We start from the raw sequence: 20,205 nt of genomic DNA on the forward strand, positions 1-20,205 counted from the left end.
ATGTTATCTCCCAAAACACTAAAATACTTACGTTTAACGCACCGTTATGTATCTTTCATTTGTGCAGGCATCCTGTTTGTCTATCTCCTTTCCGGCTTCCTGCTCAACCACCGGAAAGAATTTACATTCATGAATCAGAAAAAGGAACGCACAGTGGACTATATATTCCAGCTCCCTGCCAATAAAGACGATTTTACAGAAGCCGATGCACGAAAGATTATCTCCGATCTCTCATGCAATCCCGACCTGTATAACCGTTTCAGCCTCAGTAAAAACAAACTGACCATCTTTGGCAAAGAGCAATTGGTAATCAAGTTGGATGCAACCAGCCAGCAGGCATTTATCAAAGAAATGCATCGTCCCGCTTTCCTAACCGCATTGAATAAGTTACATCGCAATCCGGGTTCTTTATGGACAATAACCTCCGATGCATTCCTCTTACTCATGTTTATTTTGCTCATCACCGGGTTACTGATTGTTCCCGGGAAAAAGGGATTGTGGGGCATTGGCGGAATTCTAACGATAATAGGAATTTTAATACCTATATTGATTTACTGGATGATAGTATAATTTCTTATTTTTATTTATCCGTATGCATCTTTCTGTACTATCTTTCCGTATCGCAGAAAACAAAAAAGGACCTTTATTCAAGGTCCTTTTTAATCACTTCGTCCATTTCTTTTATACGTTTCTCACGGTCTTTAATGGGACCGTCTTTCTTGTCATTCTTAAATGCGTCATCGGCACGGTCGGCAACCTCGCCACTCCATTCCTCAAACTGGTTCTTAGCCGGACGACCATTCGGTTCGATATTTTCTTCGGCTATCGAATCATGCCTGTTAATCATATCATCCATAAGTTCTCGTTTTAAAAGTTTATGGCTATAAGACAATACAAACGAAGAAAAGTTTTCTATTTTAATGATTTTTGAAGAAATCAGTCATGTTATTATACTATCAAAGAAACACTCCAGCCCAATCTGTGTCATTCATCCAGATACCTATATAAATTACAGTTACCGGCAACGTCCAGTACATTCAGCTCTTTCAAGCGTTTTTCCACTTTCTTTTGTGAAACCAGCCCGAAATTCCGTAACATATCACGCAATTTCCTAAACCCATATTGAGAAGTGATTTGTAGCAGTTCCCGGAGTGTTTTTATATCAGCTTCTGAAATGATCCGCTGCGACCGAATATCGAATTTCAATTCTGTGATAGGAGTATCGAGCAAAGCCTTTGCCGCTTTTATATCTTCGGGAATAAAAATTTCCGGATTCGTCTCTTCTGCTTCCCTCATGAGCATATCATTATCAAAGCCATTCTGGCGGGATTTCATTTCATACGCCCTTATTGTTGCTCTAAGGCGGATATTTTCTTCCTTATAAGTCCTAAGGAATCCCGCTTGAGATTTTATTTCCTGTACAAGTCCCTCAAATACTTTCTGCGCTTGACGATATTTCATGTGTTTCCGGACACTAAAATCCTTGATGTTTCCTTGCAAGACGGTATAGAGAAACAGTTGCCGTCTTTCATCATTTCTTATCATTCCGGCAAGCTCTTTTATTATTAACCGAATCAATGGGGTCAACTCTTTCAGCGATTGAAGCAGAAAAAGTTCCTCTTCATTTTCCTTCATCTTCTCATCCATCCGGCGTTTGTGTTCTTCTTCGGAAAGACTGAACCGGATATTTCGTTCAAGACAATCCGTCAGACTGTTTTCATCAAGCATCAGATAATCACCGATTTCTGAATAAATAATCTCCTGTCTTTTACACCAAGTAATAATACGTCTGGTAGATACCTGATACTTGGTTGCTGCTTCTTCAATACCAATCCATTGTTTTGTTGTCATACCTCGTTTTGTTTTTAGATGTATACGTCGCAACCAAATATAAAAAAGGTGCGAACGATACATATATTTCCCAACAGCGGTACTAGCAAAACCGACAGATGAAAATACAGTATGCCCGCACCAAAACTTATATATCGATAAGGATATAAGCTTGGCACGGACATTTGATTTATCATCTGTTTGAAAATTGCTAGTTTCCTGTTAGATAAATTAAATGTCCTATAAATACAAGTCCGGCTGTCAAAGGTCCGGTCCTTGATTGCAAATATACTTCTTTTTTCTGAAAAGAAAGATAATAAATGACAAGCTTTTTAGTTACAATGGAATTTTATATAAGATAAATAAGTAAACAACTACATGGGGGAATAGTTTCATCGGCGAGAAACTAAAGTTCCATCAGTGTGAAACTATAGTTTCACCTAAGAGAAACTAATAGTTCCAAGCAGGAGAAACTACAGTTTCAAGGCGATGAAACTGTAGTTTCGCACCGCAAAACCAATAGTTTCAAGGCTTGAAACTATCGGTTACAAGGCAGATCCCGCCCCGTATGTACAGGGGTAATAAATAAAATAGCTTATCTGCCTGTGGTTAATACTATTCAGGCCATGAAACTTCATCTGTGATTTTTACTTGATTTGGGTATGCATCTCTACCATACCGCCTTTGCAGTGCGTTTATCTCTTCTTTGCTTTGCAGTGACAGCATTATTGCCGTCACAGTGCTGTCACCATGCTGCTGTCACGCCATTAACTTTTCATAATCAAACAGTTAAGTCACAATCTGTGACAGATGACAGCAAATTTATTTTTTTATTTATTGGAGAGAGTATAAGTTCAACTTATAAATGCAATATCTCTTTTTTTATTAATCGGACTTTAGATGCAAAGTTGCTTATTTATTCCGATAGAGTTGCGGACGGAAAGGAACATAAAGAGTGTAATTACTATCCGCCGGCTTTCCTCCCACCAATGCAGGTGACCATTTCGGCATCCCTTTGACAATACGGAGAGCCTCCTCTGCAAATTCCGGATGAGTGGAACGTAGAATATGAGGACGAAGGATAACCCCTTCTTTATCAATAGTAAACTCACATAAAGCATAACCCGAAACATTCTTCTCCAAAAGCCCTGACGGATAAACCATTTCACTGGCAATATATTCTTCCGGAGTCATCGCAGAGAAATGAGCAGGTTCCTCCACCTGTCTTCCGGAAAGTGTCTTTGAACGGGGACCCACCGGATAAATTCCGATATACATCGGCCGCTTATAAGCATCCGGCTCTTCCTTGGTACGCTGTTGCAATGCTTTTAATAAAGCAGCAGCCTCCACTGCCAACGTCTGTTCCGAAATATTTTCCCCCCGGGATAACATATAAGCCGACTGACAAACCAACACGAGACGTTCCATCAACGTTCCCTTTTCCGGCGACCATTTACGTCCCATCTGCTCTTTACCTTTGGCATTCGTAGAAGAGAAAAAATAAACAATTCCATCCAAACCAGCCGTAGAACCGTCCAAATCCTGTACCTGCTCTGTCACTAAACGGAAGATAGCCCCTAAAGACTGATACAGGGAAGCACTAATGACAACCGATTTAGTATCCACCGTCACCGTTCCCTTCTCCGCCTGCCAATAAGTACGCGATAATGTGTTCGAAACCAGCGTATAACGTCCGTTCCTCTTCTCTACCGACATTGCATACTCCGGCGAAAAGGAAGGGATAGCTGCAAAACGCGCATAAGGCTGTTTCTGGAAGCCTGTATTAAGTAAAGAAAACACACTACGATAATATTCGCCTAACTCGCCTGTATAAGTGGAAAAAGGCTTCACCGGCTCCAAATAGTCAATTTGGGCCGCAAGGCGAAAAGAAAAGGTTAAAAGCAGAAGACAGAAAACAATCTTTTTCATAAGTTGCCGGATTTTCGGTACATATCGGCAACAAAGATACAAATTATTTCGATGGTTCGTGATAAAATTATATCTTTGCACGGTTTTTACTAAGAAACTGAATAACAATACATCAAAAATATGATAGCTAAGATTGAACAACTTCTGAAAGAGGTGGAAGCCTTACACGCCTCCAATGCCGAAGAACTCGAAGCTCTCCGCATCAAATACCTAAGTAAGAAGGGAGCCATTAACGACTTAATGGCAGATTTCCGTAACGTAGCTGCCGAACAGAAAAAAGAAGTCGGCATGAGACTGAATGAACTGAAAACAAAAGCGCAGGACAAAATCAACGCGCTGAAAGAAATGTTTGAAAGTCAGGACAACGATTGTGACGGACTGGATTTGACACGTTCGGCTTATCCTGTGGAACTCGGCACACGCCACCCGCTCACCATTGTAAAGAACGAAATCATTGATATCTTTGCCCGTCTGGGATTCAGCATTGCCGAAGGTCCGGAAATTGAAGATGACTGGCACGTGTTCTCGGCACTGAACTTTGCCGAAGACCATCCGGCACGCGATATGCAGGATACTTTCTTTATCGAAGCCCACCCGGACGTAGTATTGCGTACACATACTTCTTCTGTACAGACCCGTGTGATGGAAACGTCACAGCCTCCTATCCGCATCATCTGTCCGGGACGTGTATATCGTAACGAAGCTATCAGCTATCGCGCACACTGTTTCTTCCATCAGGTAGAAGCGCTGTATGTAGATAAAAACGTATCATTCACCGACTTGAAGCAGGTGTTGCTGCTCTTCGCCAAAGAAATGTTCGGTGCTGATACAAAAATTCGTCTGCGTCCGTCTTACTTCCCGTTTACCGAACCAAGTGCGGAAATGGATATCAGCTGTAACATCTGCGGTGGCAAAGGATGTCCGTTCTGTAAACACACCGGCTGGGTAGAAATCCTCGGTTGCGGTATGGTAGACCCGAACGTACTTGAATCAAACGGAATAGACAGCAAAATATACAGCGGTTATGCTCTCGGTATGGGTATCGAGCGTATCACAAACCTGAAATATCAGGTGAAAGACCTCCGTATGTTCTCTGAAAACGATACGCGCTTCCTAAAAGAATTCGAGAGCGCTTACTAAATTAGATTTCACCACAGAGGACGCAGAGGACACAGAGTTCTTATTTCAGCCGTATCAACTACGGCTCGTTTTTCATAGAAAGTCATTAGAAAGAAAAAACTCCGTGAGACTCTGCGTCCTCTGCGTCCTCTGTGGTGAAACAAATACATTCATTATGGCAAAGGATAGACTCATTACTCCCAGTTATTGTTTCATCTTGGCAGCCAACTTCCTGCTATACTTCGGTTTCTGGTTGCTGATTCCTGTTTTGCCGTTCTATTTATCCGAATTCTTTCAGGCTGGAAATTCCACTATCGGCATTGTCCTCTCCTGCTACACGGTGGCAGCCCTCTGTATCCGTCCGTTTTCCGGCTATCTGCTCGACACGTTTGCCCGGAAACCTCTTTATCTGTTTGCTTACTTCATCTTCATGATGATGTTCGGCGGATATTTAATTGCCGGTTCCCTTACCTTATTTATTATCTTCCGAATCATTCACGGAGTCTCTTTTGGAATGGTCACAGTAGGCGGAAACACGGTAGTGATAGACATTATGCCCTCTTCCCGGCGAGGGGAAGGCTTAGGTTATTACGGGCTTACCAACAACACAGCCATGTCCATCGGACCGATGTTCGGACTGTTTCTGCATGATGCGGGAGTTTCTTTTGCTACGATATTCTGTTATGCATTCGGTTCCTGCATTTTAGGTTTTCTATGTGCAAGTCTGGTAAAAACGCCCTACAAGCCTCCTGTGAAACGGGAGCCGATCTCGCTCGACCGCTTTATCCTGATGAAAGGACTGCCTGCCGGACTTAGTCTGCTGTTACTTTCCATCCCTTACGGAATGACCACTAACTATGTCGCCATGTACGCCCGCCAAATAGGATTGAACACACAAACCGGGTTCTTCTTTACCTTTATGGCAGTCGGTATGGCCATCTCCCGCATCTTTTCAGGAAAACTGGTGGATCGCGGAAAAATAACGCAAGTAATAGCTGCCGGATTATACCTGGTTGTTTTCAGTTTCTTCCTGCTTTCAGCCTGTGTATACCTGATTCAATGGAATGATACCGTCTGTACCCTGCTGTTTTTTGGCATCGCATTATTAATGGGTGTCGGGTTTGGCATTATGTTTCCGGCATTTAACACGCTGTTTGTCAACCTCGCCCCTAACAGCCAGCGGGGAACAGCGACTTCTACCTACCTCACTTCCTGGGATGTAGGAATCGGCATCGGTATGCTGACCGGAGGATATATCGCAGAAATAAGTACATTTGATAAGGCCTATCTTTTCGGAGCCTGCCTGACGGTAGTTTCCGCCCTCTATTTCAGACTAAAAGTGACGCCTCATTACCATAAAAACAAGCTACGATGAGAAAGAAAGAACGTTATGAGAAAGTAATCGCCTGGTTTCAGGACAACATACCTGTAGCCGAAACCGAACTGCATTACAACAATCCGTATGAGTTGCTGATCGCTGTTATTCTTTCTGCACAATGCACGGACAAACGGGTGAATATCATCACTCCTCCTTTGTATAAAGATTTTCCGACTCCGGAAGCACTGGCTGCCACTACGCCGGAAGTGATTTTCGAATACATACGAAGCGTGTCTTATCCCAACAACAAAGCCAAACATCTGGTCGGCATGGCAAAGATGCTGGTGAATGACTTCAATAGCGAGGTGCCGGATAATCTGGAAGATCTGATAAAGTTGCCCGGTGTAGGAAGAAAGACAGCCAATGTGATTCAGTCGGTTGTATTCAAAAAAGCGGCAATGGCGGTAGATACACACGTGTTCCGTGTCAGCCACCGCATCGGACTGGTCCCGGACAGTTGCACCACCCCGTTCAGCGTGGAAAAAGAACTGGTGAAGAATATTCCTGAAAAGCTCATACCGATTGCCCATCACTGGCTCATCCTGCACGGCCGTTACGTTTGTCAGGCACGTACTCCCAAATGTGACACCTGTGGTTTGCAAATGATGTGCAAATATTTCTGTAACACCTATAAAGTTACAAAAGAGGAACCAAAAGCCAAGAATAAATAACGATTTAATAGCAAGGAACCGAAATAAATAGTAACTTTGCAGTCGTTCTAAAAGAAGAATTTTAAAAACACTTTTAAATAAAAATAGAGTATTATGCAGACAATTGACAAATTCAATTTTGCCGGTAAAAAGGCATTTGTTCGCGTGGACTTCAATGTACCCCTGGACGAAAACTTCAACATTACAGATGACACTCGTATGCGTGCAGCTCTTCCTACTTTGAAGAAGATTCTGGCAGACGGCGGAAGCATCATCATTGGCTCTCACCTGGGCCGTCCGAAAGGCGTTGCCGATAAGTTCTCTTTGAAACATATCATCAAGCATCTGTCTGAACTGCTGGGCGTTGAGGTTCAGTTCGCTAACGACTGCATGGGCGAAGAAGCTGCTGTAAAAGCTGCTGCTCTGCAACCGGGAGAAGTGCTGTTGCTCGAAAACCTTCGTTTCTACGCTGAAGAAGAAGGCAAACCAAGAGGTTTGGCAGAAGATGCAACTGACGAAGAAAAAGCTGCTGCTAAGAAAGCTGTAAAAGAAAGCCAGAAAGAATTTACCAAGAAATTGGCTTCTTACGCTGACTGCTACGTAAACGACGCATTCGGTACTGCCCACCGTGCACACGCTTCTACAGCATTGATCGCTAAATATTTCGACGTAAACAACAAGATGTTCGGTTACTTGATGGAGAAAGAAGTGAAAGCTGTTGATAAAGTATTGAACGACATCCAACGTCCGTTCACTGCTATCATGGGTGGTTCTAAAGTTTCTTCTAAGATCGAAATCATCGAAAACCTGTTGAGCAAGGTGGACAACCTGATCATCGCCGGTGGTATGACTTATACATTTACTAAAGCAATGGGGGGTAAAATCGGTATCTCTATCTGTGAGGACGACAAACTTGACCTGGCTTTGGATTTGATAAAGAAAGCTAAAGAAAAAGGTGTAAACCTGGTATTGGCTGTTGACGCTAAGATTGCTGACGCATTCTCTAACGATGCAAATACTAAATTCTGTGCTGTTGACGAAATTCCTGACGGATGGGAAGGTCTTGACATCGGTCCTAAGACTGAAGAAATCTTCGCTAACGTGATCAAAGAATCTAAGACTATTCTTTGGAACGGTCCTACAGGCGTATTCGAATTTGATAACTTCACTCACGGTTCACGTGCAGTAGGTGAAGCAATCGTTGAAGCAACTAAGAAAGGCGCATTCTCACTCGTAGGTGGTGGCGACTCTGTAGCTTGCGTTAACAAGTTCGGTTTGGCTAACGGTGTGTCTTATGTTTCAACTGGTGGTGGCGCATTGCTCGAAGCAATCGAAGGAAAAGTTCTTCCGGGTATCGCTGCTATTCAAGAATAAGATTATTGTTAATTTCACACAAAAATGTTGGTCGGGGCAGTTCTTTGTGAAAAGAGTTGCCCCTATTTATAAAAAAAGAGGTCCTCTTATTTATAAAAACGAGGTATGAAAAGACCGGTACTATTCTTTTGGTTCATCCTTTTCTTCCTTTACTCTTGCCAGAGTAAGAAAGGAGACAGCTCTTTTTTACCTCTAGCCGAACTGCAACCACTTACCTTAGGCATGATGCCTACACTAGACGGACTTCCTTTTCATATAGCCAAAACGCAAGGCATTTACGACTCATTAGGACTGGACTTGACCATTCTTTCATTCAACTCTGCCAACGACCGAAACGCTGCTTTCCAAACCCGGAAAATGGATGGCATGATTACTGATTATCCCAGTGCGGTAGCATTACAAGCTATTCATCATACTGATTTAGCATTCATCCTGAAGAATGACGGTTATTTCTGCTTCATTGTCTCCAAAGAAAGTAATATCAACCAACTGGAACAGCTCAAGGAAAAGAATATCGCTGTATCGCGCAACACAGTTATCGAATATGCCACCGACCAGCTATTAAGCAAAGCCGGAATCAAGCATACGGAAATAAACATGCCGGAAATCGGCCAGCTTCCTCTCCGCCTGCAAATGTTGCAGTACAATCAGATTGACGCCTCTTTCCTGCCCGATCCTGCCGCATCCATCGCCATGAACAATAAACATCGTTCATTGGTAAGTACACAAGAGCTGGGTATCGATTTCACCGCTACCGCTTTTTCACGAAAAGCACTCAACGAAAAGAGAAAAGAAATCGAGTTACTCATCACAGGATATAACCTGGGAGTAGATTATATAAAAATGCACCCGCAGAAAGAATGGGAACAAGTACTGATAGAAATAGGTGTGCCCGAAAATCTGACAGGGCTCGTTGCCCTCCCCGGTTATCAAAAAGCAAAACGCCCCTCCGCTGAAGCGATAGACAAGGCTATACACTGGTTGAAAGAAAACCACCGAATACCCCAAACCTACTCTGAAAAGAATCTGATTGACACTACGTTTATCCCCACAGTATCAACCATAATCAAATAACAACTGACTCATGCGAAAAACACTACTTAAACTCTTCACTTTTGTATTATGTATAATAGGTATGCAAAATGCCCTTCTTGCACAAGAACAAACGCCACTAAATCAGGTTGTCAACACGCTGAAAGAACGAATTAGCCTCTCCGGATATGCCCAGCTGGGATATACATACGACGATGCAGCGAATCCTGACAATACATTCGACATCAAAAGAATCATTTTCATGGCACATGGAAAGATCACCAAACGGTGGACTTGCGACTTTATGTATGACTTCTACAATGGCGGTATGCTACTCGAAGTATATACCGATTATCAGTTTCTCCCCGGACTTACGGCACGTATCGGTGAATTCAAAGTTCCTTATACCATAGAAAACGAATTGTCTCCTACTACAGTAGAACTTATTAATTGCTATTCACAATCTGTCTGCTATCTGGCAGGAGTAAGCGGTAGCGATAAGTGTTACGGAATGACTTCCGGACGGGATATTGGCATGATGCTTCACGGGAAAGTATTTCGAGACTTCCTGCAATATAAAGTGGCCGTAATGAACGGGCAGGGATTGAATACCAAAGACAAAAACAACCAGAAAGATGTGGTCGGCAATTTGATGGTTTATCCTCTGAAATGGTTATCCGTAGGTGGTTCGTTCATCCGCGGAACAGGGCACGCCATAGCCGATTCGGAATATACCGGAATCAAAGCGGGAGAAAATTACGCCAAGAAACGTTGGAGTGCAGGAGGTGTTGTCACTACTCCGACTTTTAATCTGCGTACGGAATATCTTGGCGGAAAAGACCGAAGTGTGACAAGTGAAGGCTTCTATGCAACGGGAAGCCTACGCTTTGCACGGAATTTCGATTTCATCGCTTCGTACGATTATTTCAACCCGAACAAGAGCGCAGATTTCAAACAAAATAACTATATTGCAGGCGTACAATACTGGTTTTATCCCAGATGTCGATTGCAGGCACAATATACCTTTTGTGACAAAAAAGGAGATGGACAGAAAGATTCCAATCTGATACAGGCACAGGTACAGGTGAGGTTTTAATTCAAGTATTGAGTGTCAAGTATTAAGTATTAATCGTAGTAGTTGAAAACAGACTATCATTCATTCCCATAGGGTTATGAATGAAATTATAAATAAGGAATTAGGCACGGATTACGCGGATTACACGGTTTTGGCTGCGCAATCTTTTTGAAGCCGTGTAATCCGCGTAATCCGTGCCTGAATATATTCCTCTTGGAACAAATATTAATCTTATTAATAACAATAGCTAAAAAAACATGGAAAGTAAAATCGCCGAAACCAATGCCCGAATAGACGTGGCCGACGTATTAAGAGGATTGGCAGTAATGGGAATCATCCTCTTGCACAGTATTGAACACTTTAATTTCTATTCTTTTCCGGAAGAAGTCCCTTTTGAATGGATGAAATTTACCGATCAGGCAATCTGGAGAGGATTATTCTTCACATTCAGCAATAAAGCATACGCTGTATTTGCTTTGCTATTCGGTTTCAGTTTCTATATTCAGGACAATAACCAACAACGGAGAGGGAAAGATTTCCGCCTGCGTTTTTTATGGAGATTATTCATCCTGTTCATTATAGGACAATTCAATGCCGCTTTCTTTACCGGTGAAATATTAACCATGTATGCAATTTTAGGAATTATCCTGCCGATATTCTGCCGGATGAGTGACCGTACAGTTGCCATCTTTGCTACTTTATTAATCCTTCAACCTATCGACTGGGCAAAATTGATCTATGCCTTATGCAATCCTGACTATGTGGCAGGTAAAAGTCTGGCAGGTTATTATTTCAGCATCGCTTTCGACGTGCAAAAGCATGGCAACTTCCTTGAAACAGTCCGCATGAATATGTGGGAAGGACAAATGGCTAACATGACCTGGGCATTGGAACACGGACGTATCTTACAAACACCGGGACTATTCCTATTCGGAATGCTGGTTGGTCGCCGCAAATATTTCCTGTATAGCGAACAGAACGAACGCTTGTGGCTAAAAGCATTGGCAATTTCGCTTCTCTGCTTCTTCCCCATCTACGGATTAAATAATATGTTGCCGGAATTCATCGAACGGAGTGCCGTCCTTGTTCCTCTACAATTGATATTAAGTTCATTCAGCAGCCTTAGTTTCATGGTATTACTGGTGACAGGATTACTGTTGACTTTCTACCGTGTGAAAGACCGCAGTTTCTTTATGCGTTTCACCTCTTATGGTAAAATGAGTTTAACGAACTATCTCGGGCAATCTATTTTCGGTTCTCTTTTGTTCTATCATTGGGGATTCGAATTGGGACGATATTTAGGAATCACATATAGTTTTCTTTTTGGCATCCTTTTTGTTCTATTACAAATGGTATTCTGTTCGTGGTGGCTCCGACACCATAAACATGGTCCTTTTGAGGGTCTCTGGAAACGTTTGACCTGGATTGGAAAAAATAAATAATTAAATAATGATGAACGAAAAAACAATTAATGAACAATACGCATATATACGTACCTTACTTGAAGAGAAAAGACTCAAGGAAGCTTTGATGCAGTTGGAATCTCTGCTGTGGCAGTGTCCTGACTGGGATCTGCGCACCCGCCTGGAACAATTGCAGACTTCCTACAAGTATATGCTGGAATACATGAAACAAGGAGCAAATGACCCTGAACGGTGGAATCTGTATCAGAAAATGGTATCAGACACGTGGGGAATTGCCGACCAATCACGTTTGCTCATATTGGATAACGCTTCATCAAGATACTATCATGAAGTACGACGCACTCCCAAATCGCCAGACTTGTCAAACTATGGTCTTAAAACCATATTGCACATACTGGAGTCTTTTAATGACGACTTGGCAGTCAGCGGATTACTGTCTGACGAAAAGATGGATGAAGTATTAAAGCGGCATGAGGACACGCTCAAGTTTATGTTTATCAGAACATGGACGAACAGTGCATGGACTCCCGAAGACGAGGAAGATGCAAAAGCCATGCTTGCCTCGGAATTACTTCCGGGAGATGACTTATGTTTGTTTGTCAGCGCCCTCACATTAAGCTTGATGGAATGTTTCGACTTACGAAAAATAATGTGGTTGCTTGATGCTTACGAGCATCCCAACGTCAACGTCAGTCAACGGGCATTGGTTGGTGCGATGATTATTTTCCACATTTACAGAAGCCGCCTTACTTTCTATCCGGAACTGATAAAAAGGGTGGATCTCATGGAAGAAATTCCTTCATTCAGAGAAGATGTCGCACGTATTTACCGCCAAATGCTATTATGTCAGGAAACGGAAAAGATTGATAAAAAGATGAGGGAGGAGATTATTCCCGAAATGCTGAAGAATGTTTCCTCCATGAAAAATATGCGGTTCGGCTTTGAAGAAAGCGATGAAGAGAACAACGATATGAATCCGGATTGGGAAGATGCATTCGAGAAATCCGGACTGGGGGATAAATTGCGTGAAATGAACGAATTGCAGTTGGAGGGTGCAGATGTATATATGAGCACTTTTGCGGCATTGAAAAACTATCCGTTCTTCCGCGAGGTACATAACTGGTTTTATCCATTCAGCAAGCAACAGTCTAATGTGCTCAAGGCAATGAAGCAGGCGGGAAATCAGGGAGGCAGTCTACTGGATTTAATTCTTCAATCGGGGTTCTTCAGCAATAGTGATAAGTACTCGCTCTTTTTCACGATCCATCAATTGCCACAGTCACAACAGGATATGATGTTGAGCCAACTGAACGAACAGCAGGTTGCAGAATTGGCGGAGAAATCGAATGTTGAGACGATGAAGAAATTCAATGAACGTCCGGGAACGGTCAGCAACCAATACCTGCACGATTTGTATCGTTTCTTCAAACTTAGTGTGCGTAAGAGTGAATTCAGAGATATTTTTAAAGAGAAGCTCGATCTTCATCATGTCCCTGCACTCGATAATATATTGCACTGGGAAGATGTATTGTTTCCCATTGCCGATTTCTACCTGTCAAAGGAACGTTGGGACGAGGCTATCGAAATTTATGAGGAGTTGGAAACGATTGGCGGATTCGAAGGAGAGAGTGCGGAATATTATCAGAAGTTTGGCTATGCATTGCAAAAAAGGAAGAAATATGCAGAGGCTATTCAGGCTTACCTGAAAGCAGACACGCTGAAACCGGATAATATCTGGAACAATCGCCATCTGGCTATTTGTTATCGGCTGAACAGAAACTATCAGGTAGCAATCACCTACTACAAAAAGGTAGAAGAAGCTGCTCCGGAAGATACCAACGTGACTTTCCATATCGGTAGTTGTCTGGCTGAATTGGGGCAATATGAAGAAGCACTGAATTATTTCTTCAAACTGGATTTCATCGAGAGCAATTGCATCAAGGCATGGCGTGGTATCGGCTGGTGTTCATTCATCAGCCAGAAACATGAACAGGCGATGAAGTATTATGAAAAAATAATAGAACAAAAGCCTCTGGCTATTGACTATATGAATGCAGGACATGTTGCTTGGGTGATGGGAGATATTCAGAAAGCTGCCGTTTTCTATGGAAAAGCCATTACAGCAAGTGGAAACCGGGAACGATTCTTGGAAATGTTCCATAAAGATGAAGAGGCTCTTCTCACACAAGGAATTCGGGAAGAAGATATTCCTCTGATGCTGGATTTATTATAGTTTTCGCATCTTTCAGTTTGGGATATTCAGTAAATGTTCCTGCTTAAAAATACAGAAAAAGGCTGCCTCATTTTCTATTTCGAGGCAGCCTTTTTTGCATTATTGTACTAAGTATATCTTATGTATTTTATGTAATCAATACGTTAATTACACTGATATATTCAGATAGATTCAAGATACTTACTATAGCTTTTTCAACTCTCCGTACAGTTTCTGTATAGGAAGTCCCATAATATTATAGAAACTACCGGAAATTGATTTAACCCCGATATATCCGATCCATTCCTGAACGCCATAAGCTCCTGCCTTATCCATCGGCTGATAACGATCTACGTAATACAGGATTTCATCTTCCGACAAGACATCAAACAAAACTTCGGAGGAAGCGGTAAAGCTTTTTTGCCACTCGGTAGTAGTCAGGCAAACTCCTGTGAAGACCTGATGAGATTTTCCCGAAAGAGTACGAAGCATTTCAACGGCTCCTTCCCTGCCCTCCGGTTTTCCAAGTACTTTCCCATCTAACCAGACTATGGTATCTGCCGTAATCAATAATTCTCCCGGCTTCATCATGGTACGGTAAGCATCTGCCTTTTCACGAGCAATATATTCAGGTATTTCAGCACCCACCAATGTGTCCGGATATGACTCGTCTATATCCGGCAATGTTCTGACTACATAGTCTACTCCCAGTCCTGACATCAGTTCTTTCCGACGGGGAGAATTGGAAGCTAATATAATCCGGTATTTCTTTAAGTTATCAAGCATGATTTTATTTACGATTTGACGATTTACTATTTACGATTGAAAATACTTTTTATTGATGATTGAAAAATGTTTCTGTTGATGATTAAGAGCAATTTCGTTGACGGTCAAAAGTACTGCTATTGACATCACCGGATTAATTTACAAAGATACTCCAATCGTAAATTGTCCAATCGTCTAATCCATTCACCAACCGAAAGCGTCTTCCGCCATCCATAGACCGTGAGCTTTCAGCACCTGCTCCACTACATCACGTCCGCATCCGCGTCCACCGTCTGCATATGAGATATACTTTGCAACGGATTTCACTTCCGGCACGGCATCTTTCGGACAGCATGGCAGTCCGCACTCACGCATCACTTCGATATCCGGTACGTCATCTCCCATATATAAAATTTCATCATCGGTCAATCCGTACTTATCACGAAAAGCACGATAATCGTGTATCTTCACAGCAGAACCCATGTATAAATCCTTCACTCCCAGTCCTTCAAAACGAATACGTACCGCTTCTGTGCGGCCACCGGTGATGATAGCTATGTGAAGTCCTTTTTTCACAGCCAGCTGGATGGCATATCCATCTTTGATATTCACGGTTCGCATCGGTTCACCGGAAGGATGCAAAGGTACAGTGGTCGAACTCAATACTCCGTCCACGTCAAAAGCTAAAGCTTTGATACGGGATAAATCATAGTTGATGGTGCTCATGGATACTTTTGCTCATTAGTTTATATATTTCCTGCAATGCCGGAGAATCTACCAACATGGCAAGATGATTACTCATCACATTCTCATCGTAACGAACAGCGGGTCCGGTCTGTGCATCACGTGGCGCCAATTCGTGTACTTTACGAGCCGTTTCATCTATCAGCGGAAGCATGACATCGAAAGGCAAGTTGTATTTTTCAAGTAAATCGGCTGCTAATGCATACATGTGATTTGTGAAGTTGCAGATAAAAACAGCAGCCAAATGAAGGCTTTTACGTTGCTCGGAAGAAGCTTCGTAGACCTTTTCCGAAAGAGTGGCGGCAACAGCCTTCAACAGCTCCACATCTTCCGGCCTTTTCGCTTCAACAAAGAAAGGCACTTCCTGAAATTTGACTTCACGCTGTTTGCTGAATGTCTGCATCGGATAGAATACTCCGTAACGTTCTGCATGCCCTTCCCAAACGCTCATCGGGATGCTTCCTGCCGTATGCACCAACAAAGACGCCTGCTTTCCCTCTGTTATCTGCGGTAACAAATCTACTAAAGCGGCATCTTTCAACGATACGATATACAATTTTGCATCTTTGGAGACAGCCTGCAAATCTGTAGTATATTCAGCTTCTACTTTCTCGGCTAAGGCACGGGCAGATTCCATGGTCCGGCTATATATCTGTACAATGCGGAAGCCTTTACGATAAAGAGCTTTCGCCAGATTAGTAGCCAAGTTACCTGCACCGATAAACACGATCGGTGTATCTTCTATACTTCTTTTCATTATTCTCTTATCGTTTTGCAAACCAGAATAAAATGATTCCGATGATGAGCAATGTCAATGGCAACAGATATCCGGATAACGAACCTAATAAGGATATTACCAAACCGATATTCATCACTAGCCAAAGGCCAAGCAACACCAGACCAATTGATTTATCACGTTTGAAAATAAGGAAACAGATCGAAGCGTACAATAACATATTGTCCTTATTCATTACCCATGGTAGCCCGATGGAAGAAAAATGAATCAACTTATCGATCAGAAAAAGTGCTCCGATTACAATAAAGGTAACAGCGGTAGCCAGATAGGTATCTTTACTATTATTCGCTTTAGCAGCTCCCATGCTTATTTTCCTCCAAACTTATTAATATGAATTTTCTCCCATTGAAGATGTTCCTCATTGAAAGGTTTACGTTCCATCCCTTTATGGCCGATAGCAATGACAGAAAGAATCTGAAGTTGCAAGGGAATATCCAAAATTCCATGGACAAATTCATCGGAAGGCATTCCGGTAGCAGTGAAACGTTCGCGAACCTGCACCCAACAACTTCCCAAGCCAAGATCTTCAGCCTGCAACTGTATCATGATGGAAGCAATGGAAGCGTCTTCAATCCAAACATCGCTAGCCAACGGATCGGCCATTACAACAATCGCCAAAGCTGCGTCGGCAATGAACGAAGAAGCCTGTTCTTTGCAATGAGACAATTCTTTCAATACCTCTTTATCATCAACCACTACAAACTGCCAACTATTACTACGTTTGGAAGAAGGAGACATCAAAGCTGCTTTCATCAATGCAACTACCTGATCTTGTGTCAATTCTTCATCGGTGAACTTCCGCATACTACGACGGTTCTTTATCAATTCACTGAAATTTTCCATATTATTTCCGGTTTCATTTGATTAATGTATGCAAAGATAATGCAAACCGAGCGTAATAGGAAATAAAAGTTTATACTAAATGAAGAATATATCGTATCTTTGCACAGAGAAATAATTTCATTATGAAAAAGCGAATTACACAAGACGATTACGTTAAAGCGAATCGTAAAGCTAGCCGTGAGGCAGAAATTGAGATGTACGGGCACCCTATTTGTCACAAACGAGTGCACCAGTCAAAGAAAGTATATAACCGTAGAAAGATAAAGGCAGCCGATAAAAAGCTGCCTTATTTTTTTGTATTCAGGATAGCGTCACTATATTTAGAGGTATTAAAAAGATAGTTTATCTATACAATCCGTGTTAATTCTCCAGTTGTAGAATCGATAATAAATCCGTAAACTGTCACATCTGAAGGAATCAAAGGATGACGCACGATAAAATCGACTGTTCCCCTCACGGACTTTTCCGTATCTTCGAAGCCATCCAGCCAGGCATGAAAATCAACTCCGCAGAAGCGCATCATGTCAATATAATCCGGATTTATCCCCCGTGCCGTCATCTTTTCAAGCATCGTTTCACTATGCATGTGACAAGCTCCACAATCAGAATGAGCAATCACCATTATCTCCTCCACACCCAGTTCAAAGATAGCTACGAGTAAACTCCGGATCACGCTACCGAAAGGATGGGAAATAACGCCACCTGCATTCTTTATCATTTTTACATCGCCATTCTTAATTCCTAATGCGGCTGGAAGCAAAGCAGTCAGTCGGGTGTCCATACAGGAAAGAATAGCTATTTTCTTATCGGGATATTTGTTGGTAATATACGATTCATATCCCTTGTTCTCAACAAATTCTTTGTTGTAAGCTAATATTTCTTCTATCATAGTTCCGCTTAAATTATAAAGCTCTGTTCGATGGCACAAAGATAAAGAAAATATATAAAAAAGGGATATGTCATCGCGACATATCCCCTCCTAATTTAAAATTTAATCTGTAAGAGTTCTAATACCCATTATTTCCATATTCTTCTGCATTATCAATCTGACTCAAGAAGTTAAAAGAGATCGGACGTAAATAATGCTTGTTTTCATCAAAGTTTTCAGCCGCACGAGGATTACCAACAGTAAGACGTTGTTTGAAAGAATCTTTGTGACGCTTCATCGTCACCCAACGTTGATATTCTCCACATAATTCACGAGCATACTCGTCCATAACATCATTTTGTGTAGCATTACTCAATTTCATGGCATTGTAAGATGCATCATCACGAGCTGCACGCTTTTTCAGTACATTCAGATATTCTGCCGCTTTTCCGCCATTTCCTAATTGCTGGTTAGCTTCAGCAGCAATCAGATATACTTCAGCCATACGCATAATGAATACATCACCTGTCTTACGTTGCAGATTACTACTATATGAATCTTCCGATAGCCAATTAAATTTGTTGAAACCAGGATACATGTTTTTGTCATTAGTGACTTTTATATCCGTTTTACGATATTGTCCGTTATCAAACAAATCATCAATATTGATTACATAATATCTACGTTTCGCTTTTTCCGCATCCGAAAGTTTTTCTTTTGACAAATAGAAACAAATTCTATCATCGTCTTCAGCAACAGGATAAGGGATTACATAAGGATTCTTCACTTCTTGCAACTTGGAAGGATCACCGCTATTTTCTCCTTTAGGCCAAACCTTGGCAGTAAGCCTCGGAGCCCAAGTTCCATCGTAATATGCATAATTCAAGTCACCATATGGATAAATATACTCATTATGAAATTTTGCATCCAACCCATAAGTATTAATCATATTTTGAGTAAGAATTGTAAATGAACTAATGTTATCATTTACACCATGTTTGGTTCCTATTTTCGGTGTAGTACCATCATCCAATGTTTGCTTCTTATTAGTAAATAGGTAGCTACCTCCCGACTGTACGCCGGAGAACTGCACAAAGGCGGTCGTAAAGGTTACCTCCCATCGCTTATCATAATCTGCATCAAAGCAATCCAACAAATACTTGGAGGGTGCCAAAGTACTATTATTTGTACGTCCATACCAATAGTTTTGATTATCCGGTGTTGGATAAATAGTTAAAGTATTTGGTTTTGGATACATATAAGTAAAGTTATTATTACATTGTGTCCCCGCGTTCCAAATCTCCAGATTTGTTGCATCCGGACCGGCAGCAATAAATAAGGCCTCCTTATTATTTCGATTGTTCGCCGGTGCCCAAACATCTTCCACATCATCATAAAGACAACTGCTATATGCTGAAATCATATCTTCTGCCACTTCTTTTGCACGCTGCCAATAAGATACTCCATCCTCTGTCAAACCATATTCACCTCCACCTTGAGCGTAGACACGAGCCAAAAGTCCTAACGCAGTCTTCTTAGTCACACGCGCACGATTATTATCGTAAGGGGTGTCCTCAAGATTGTTGGCTGCAAATTTCAAATCATCAATTATCTGCGTATATAGTTCTTCAATCGAGTTACGCCGCGGAGTCAAAATAGGATCTTGGGATGATTCTTCCAATGTTAATGTTACATTGCCATAATTATTCACTAATATAGAGTAATAGAATGCACGGAGACAACGGGCTTCAGCCACTAAAGTCGTTATATCCTTTTCATTACCGTCAGTTACCAATTCAGCTCTGGTCACTACCGCATTACAATTACCGATCATAGAATAAGCCTGACCAAACAACTTATTTGTCGCATTGGTATTTGTGGCTAAACCATCATAATAAATCACCTGTTTGGCATAATCAGGATTACCTGCAGGAGTTATCCAACAATCCGTTCCGCCTTCAGCAACGGATAAGAAATCATACACACTGAATAACTGCCCATAAAGTGATGAATAACAGTAAGATTGTAATCCTTTGAGCCCATCAAAAGTAGCAAGAATTTCATCCCCTGTTTTTTGACTTGGATTATACTCATCAAGCGAGCAGGCAGACATTGAAGCCACAGCGAATGTAAGCGCTGCTATTTTATAGATTGTTCTTTTCATTT

General features: G+C 41.8%; 20 protein-coding genes. 10 read left to right on the forward strand and 10 right to left on the reverse strand.

What is annotated here, in order from left to right; genetic code table 11:
* A complete protein-coding gene (locus NXV01_RS22595; RefSeq protein ID WP_004321502.1) occupies positions 1-570 on the forward strand; it encodes a PepSY-associated TM helix domain-containing protein in 570 nt (189 codons plus the stop codon).
* Between the two features lie 73 nt (positions 571-643).
* On the opposite strand, the gene NXV01_RS22600 is transcribed toward NXV01_RS22595, so the two are convergent.
* From NXV01_RS22600 to NXV01_RS22610, 3 genes are all read right to left on the reverse strand, one after another.
* Positions 644-856 carry a hypothetical protein gene (locus NXV01_RS22600; protein WP_117934125.1) on the reverse strand — a complete coding sequence of 71 codons (213 nt, stop codon included), beginning with the start codon at positions 854-856 and terminating at the stop codon, positions 644-646.
* Between the two features lie 128 nt (positions 857-984).
* A complete protein-coding gene (locus NXV01_RS22605) occupies positions 985-1,851 on the reverse strand; it encodes a hypothetical protein (protein WP_148364703.1) in 867 nt (288 codons plus the stop codon).
* 891 nt (positions 1,852-2,742) lie between these two features.
* On the reverse strand, positions 2,743-3,759 hold the full coding sequence (locus NXV01_RS22610) for an energy transducer TonB (RefSeq protein WP_195649545.1): 1,017 nt from the start codon (positions 3,757-3,759) through the stop codon (positions 2,743-2,745).
* 120 nt (positions 3,760-3,879) lie between these two features.
* Between NXV01_RS22610 and pheS the strand changes: the two genes are divergently transcribed.
* From pheS to NXV01_RS22650, 8 genes are all read left to right on the forward strand, one after another.
* Positions 3,880-4,899 carry a phenylalanine--tRNA ligase subunit alpha gene (gene pheS, locus NXV01_RS22615; RefSeq protein ID WP_148364701.1) on the forward strand — a complete coding sequence of 340 codons (1,020 nt, stop codon included), beginning with the start codon at positions 3,880-3,882 and terminating at the stop codon, positions 4,897-4,899.
* Positions 4,900-5,053: 154 nt separating this feature from the next.
* The gene (locus NXV01_RS22620; protein WP_148364700.1) at positions 5,054-6,253 is read left to right on the forward strand and encodes an MFS transporter; all 1,200 of its coding nucleotides are present in this window, start codon (positions 5,054-5,056) and stop codon (positions 6,251-6,253) included.
* Entirely contained in the window at positions 6,250-6,927 is a 678-nt protein-coding gene (gene nth, locus NXV01_RS22625; protein ID WP_004300865.1) for an endonuclease III, read from the forward strand. Before NXV01_RS22620 ends, nth begins: the two co-directional genes overlap by 4 nt.
* A 93-nt stretch (positions 6,928-7,020) precedes the next feature.
* Complete coding sequence (locus NXV01_RS22630; protein ID WP_148364699.1) at positions 7,021-8,280, forward strand: phosphoglycerate kinase; 1,260 nt, start codon at positions 7,021-7,023, stop codon at positions 8,278-8,280.
* A gap of 105 nt (positions 8,281-8,385) precedes the next feature.
* A complete protein-coding gene (locus NXV01_RS22635; RefSeq protein ID WP_259023260.1) occupies positions 8,386-9,354 on the forward strand; it encodes an ABC transporter substrate-binding protein in 969 nt (322 codons plus the stop codon).
* A 61-nt stretch (positions 9,355-9,415) separates the two neighbouring features.
* Positions 9,416-10,408 (forward strand): porin, encoded by a 993-nt coding sequence (locus NXV01_RS22640; RefSeq protein ID WP_195649547.1) that lies wholly within the window; start codon positions 9,416-9,418, stop codon positions 10,406-10,408.
* 236 nt (positions 10,409-10,644) lie between these two features.
* Positions 10,645-11,829, forward strand: coding sequence for a DUF418 domain-containing protein (locus NXV01_RS22645; RefSeq protein ID WP_074705417.1), 1,185 nt, complete (start codon positions 10,645-10,647; stop codon positions 11,827-11,829).
* Positions 11,830-11,836: 7 nt separating this feature from the next.
* Positions 11,837-14,044: a tetratricopeptide repeat protein gene (locus tag NXV01_RS22650; RefSeq protein ID WP_195649548.1), complete on the forward strand. Its 2,208-nt coding sequence runs from the start codon at positions 11,837-11,839 to the stop codon at positions 14,042-14,044.
* 183 nt (positions 14,045-14,227) lie between these two features.
* Here NXV01_RS22650 and NXV01_RS22655 read toward each other — a convergent pair whose 3' ends face one another.
* The 5 genes from NXV01_RS22655 to NXV01_RS22675 form a co-directional block, all read right to left on the reverse strand.
* Positions 14,228-14,809 carry a Maf-like protein gene (locus NXV01_RS22655; protein ID WP_148364695.1) on the reverse strand — a complete coding sequence of 194 codons (582 nt, stop codon included), beginning with the start codon at positions 14,807-14,809 and terminating at the stop codon, positions 14,228-14,230.
* A gap of 183 nt (positions 14,810-14,992) precedes the next feature.
* Positions 14,993-15,514, reverse strand: a complete 522-nt coding sequence (locus tag NXV01_RS22660; protein WP_148364694.1) for an HAD family hydrolase — start codon at positions 15,512-15,514, stop codon at positions 14,993-14,995.
* A complete protein-coding gene (locus NXV01_RS22665; RefSeq protein WP_195649550.1) occupies positions 15,495-16,289 on the reverse strand; it encodes a Rossmann-like and DUF2520 domain-containing protein in 795 nt (264 codons plus the stop codon). Before NXV01_RS22665 ends, NXV01_RS22660 begins: the two co-directional genes overlap by 20 nt.
* Positions 16,290-16,296: 7 nt before the next feature.
* Entirely contained in the window at positions 16,297-16,632 is a 336-nt protein-coding gene (locus NXV01_RS22670) for a hypothetical protein (RefSeq protein WP_148364692.1), read from the reverse strand.
* A gap of 2 nt (positions 16,633-16,634) precedes the next feature.
* Positions 16,635-17,171, reverse strand: coding sequence for a nitroreductase family protein (locus NXV01_RS22675; RefSeq protein ID WP_004327009.1), 537 nt, complete (start codon positions 17,169-17,171; stop codon positions 16,635-16,637).
* A gap of 122 nt (positions 17,172-17,293) precedes the next feature.
* On the opposite strand from NXV01_RS22675, the gene NXV01_RS22680 reads away from it, so the two are divergent.
* A complete protein-coding gene (locus tag NXV01_RS22680) occupies positions 17,294-17,512 on the forward strand; it encodes a hypothetical protein (protein WP_148364691.1) in 219 nt (72 codons plus the stop codon).
* A gap of 5 nt (positions 17,513-17,517) precedes the next feature.
* On the opposite strand, the gene NXV01_RS22685 is transcribed toward NXV01_RS22680, so the two are convergent.
* Complete coding sequence (locus NXV01_RS22685) at positions 17,518-18,060, reverse strand: carbonic anhydrase (RefSeq protein ID WP_148364690.1); 543 nt, start codon at positions 18,058-18,060, stop codon at positions 17,518-17,520.
* A 118-nt stretch (positions 18,061-18,178) separates the two neighbouring features.
* Complete coding sequence (locus tag NXV01_RS22690) at positions 18,179-20,203, reverse strand: RagB/SusD family nutrient uptake outer membrane protein (protein ID WP_195649551.1); 2,025 nt, start codon at positions 20,201-20,203, stop codon at positions 18,179-18,181.
* Positions 20,204-20,205 lie beyond the last annotated feature (2 nt).

The sequence above is a fragment of the Bacteroides sp. BFG-606 genome, from assembly GCF_024788145.1.
Lineage (GTDB): Bacteria > Bacteroidota > Bacteroidia > Bacteroidales > Bacteroidaceae > Bacteroides > Bacteroides vicugnae.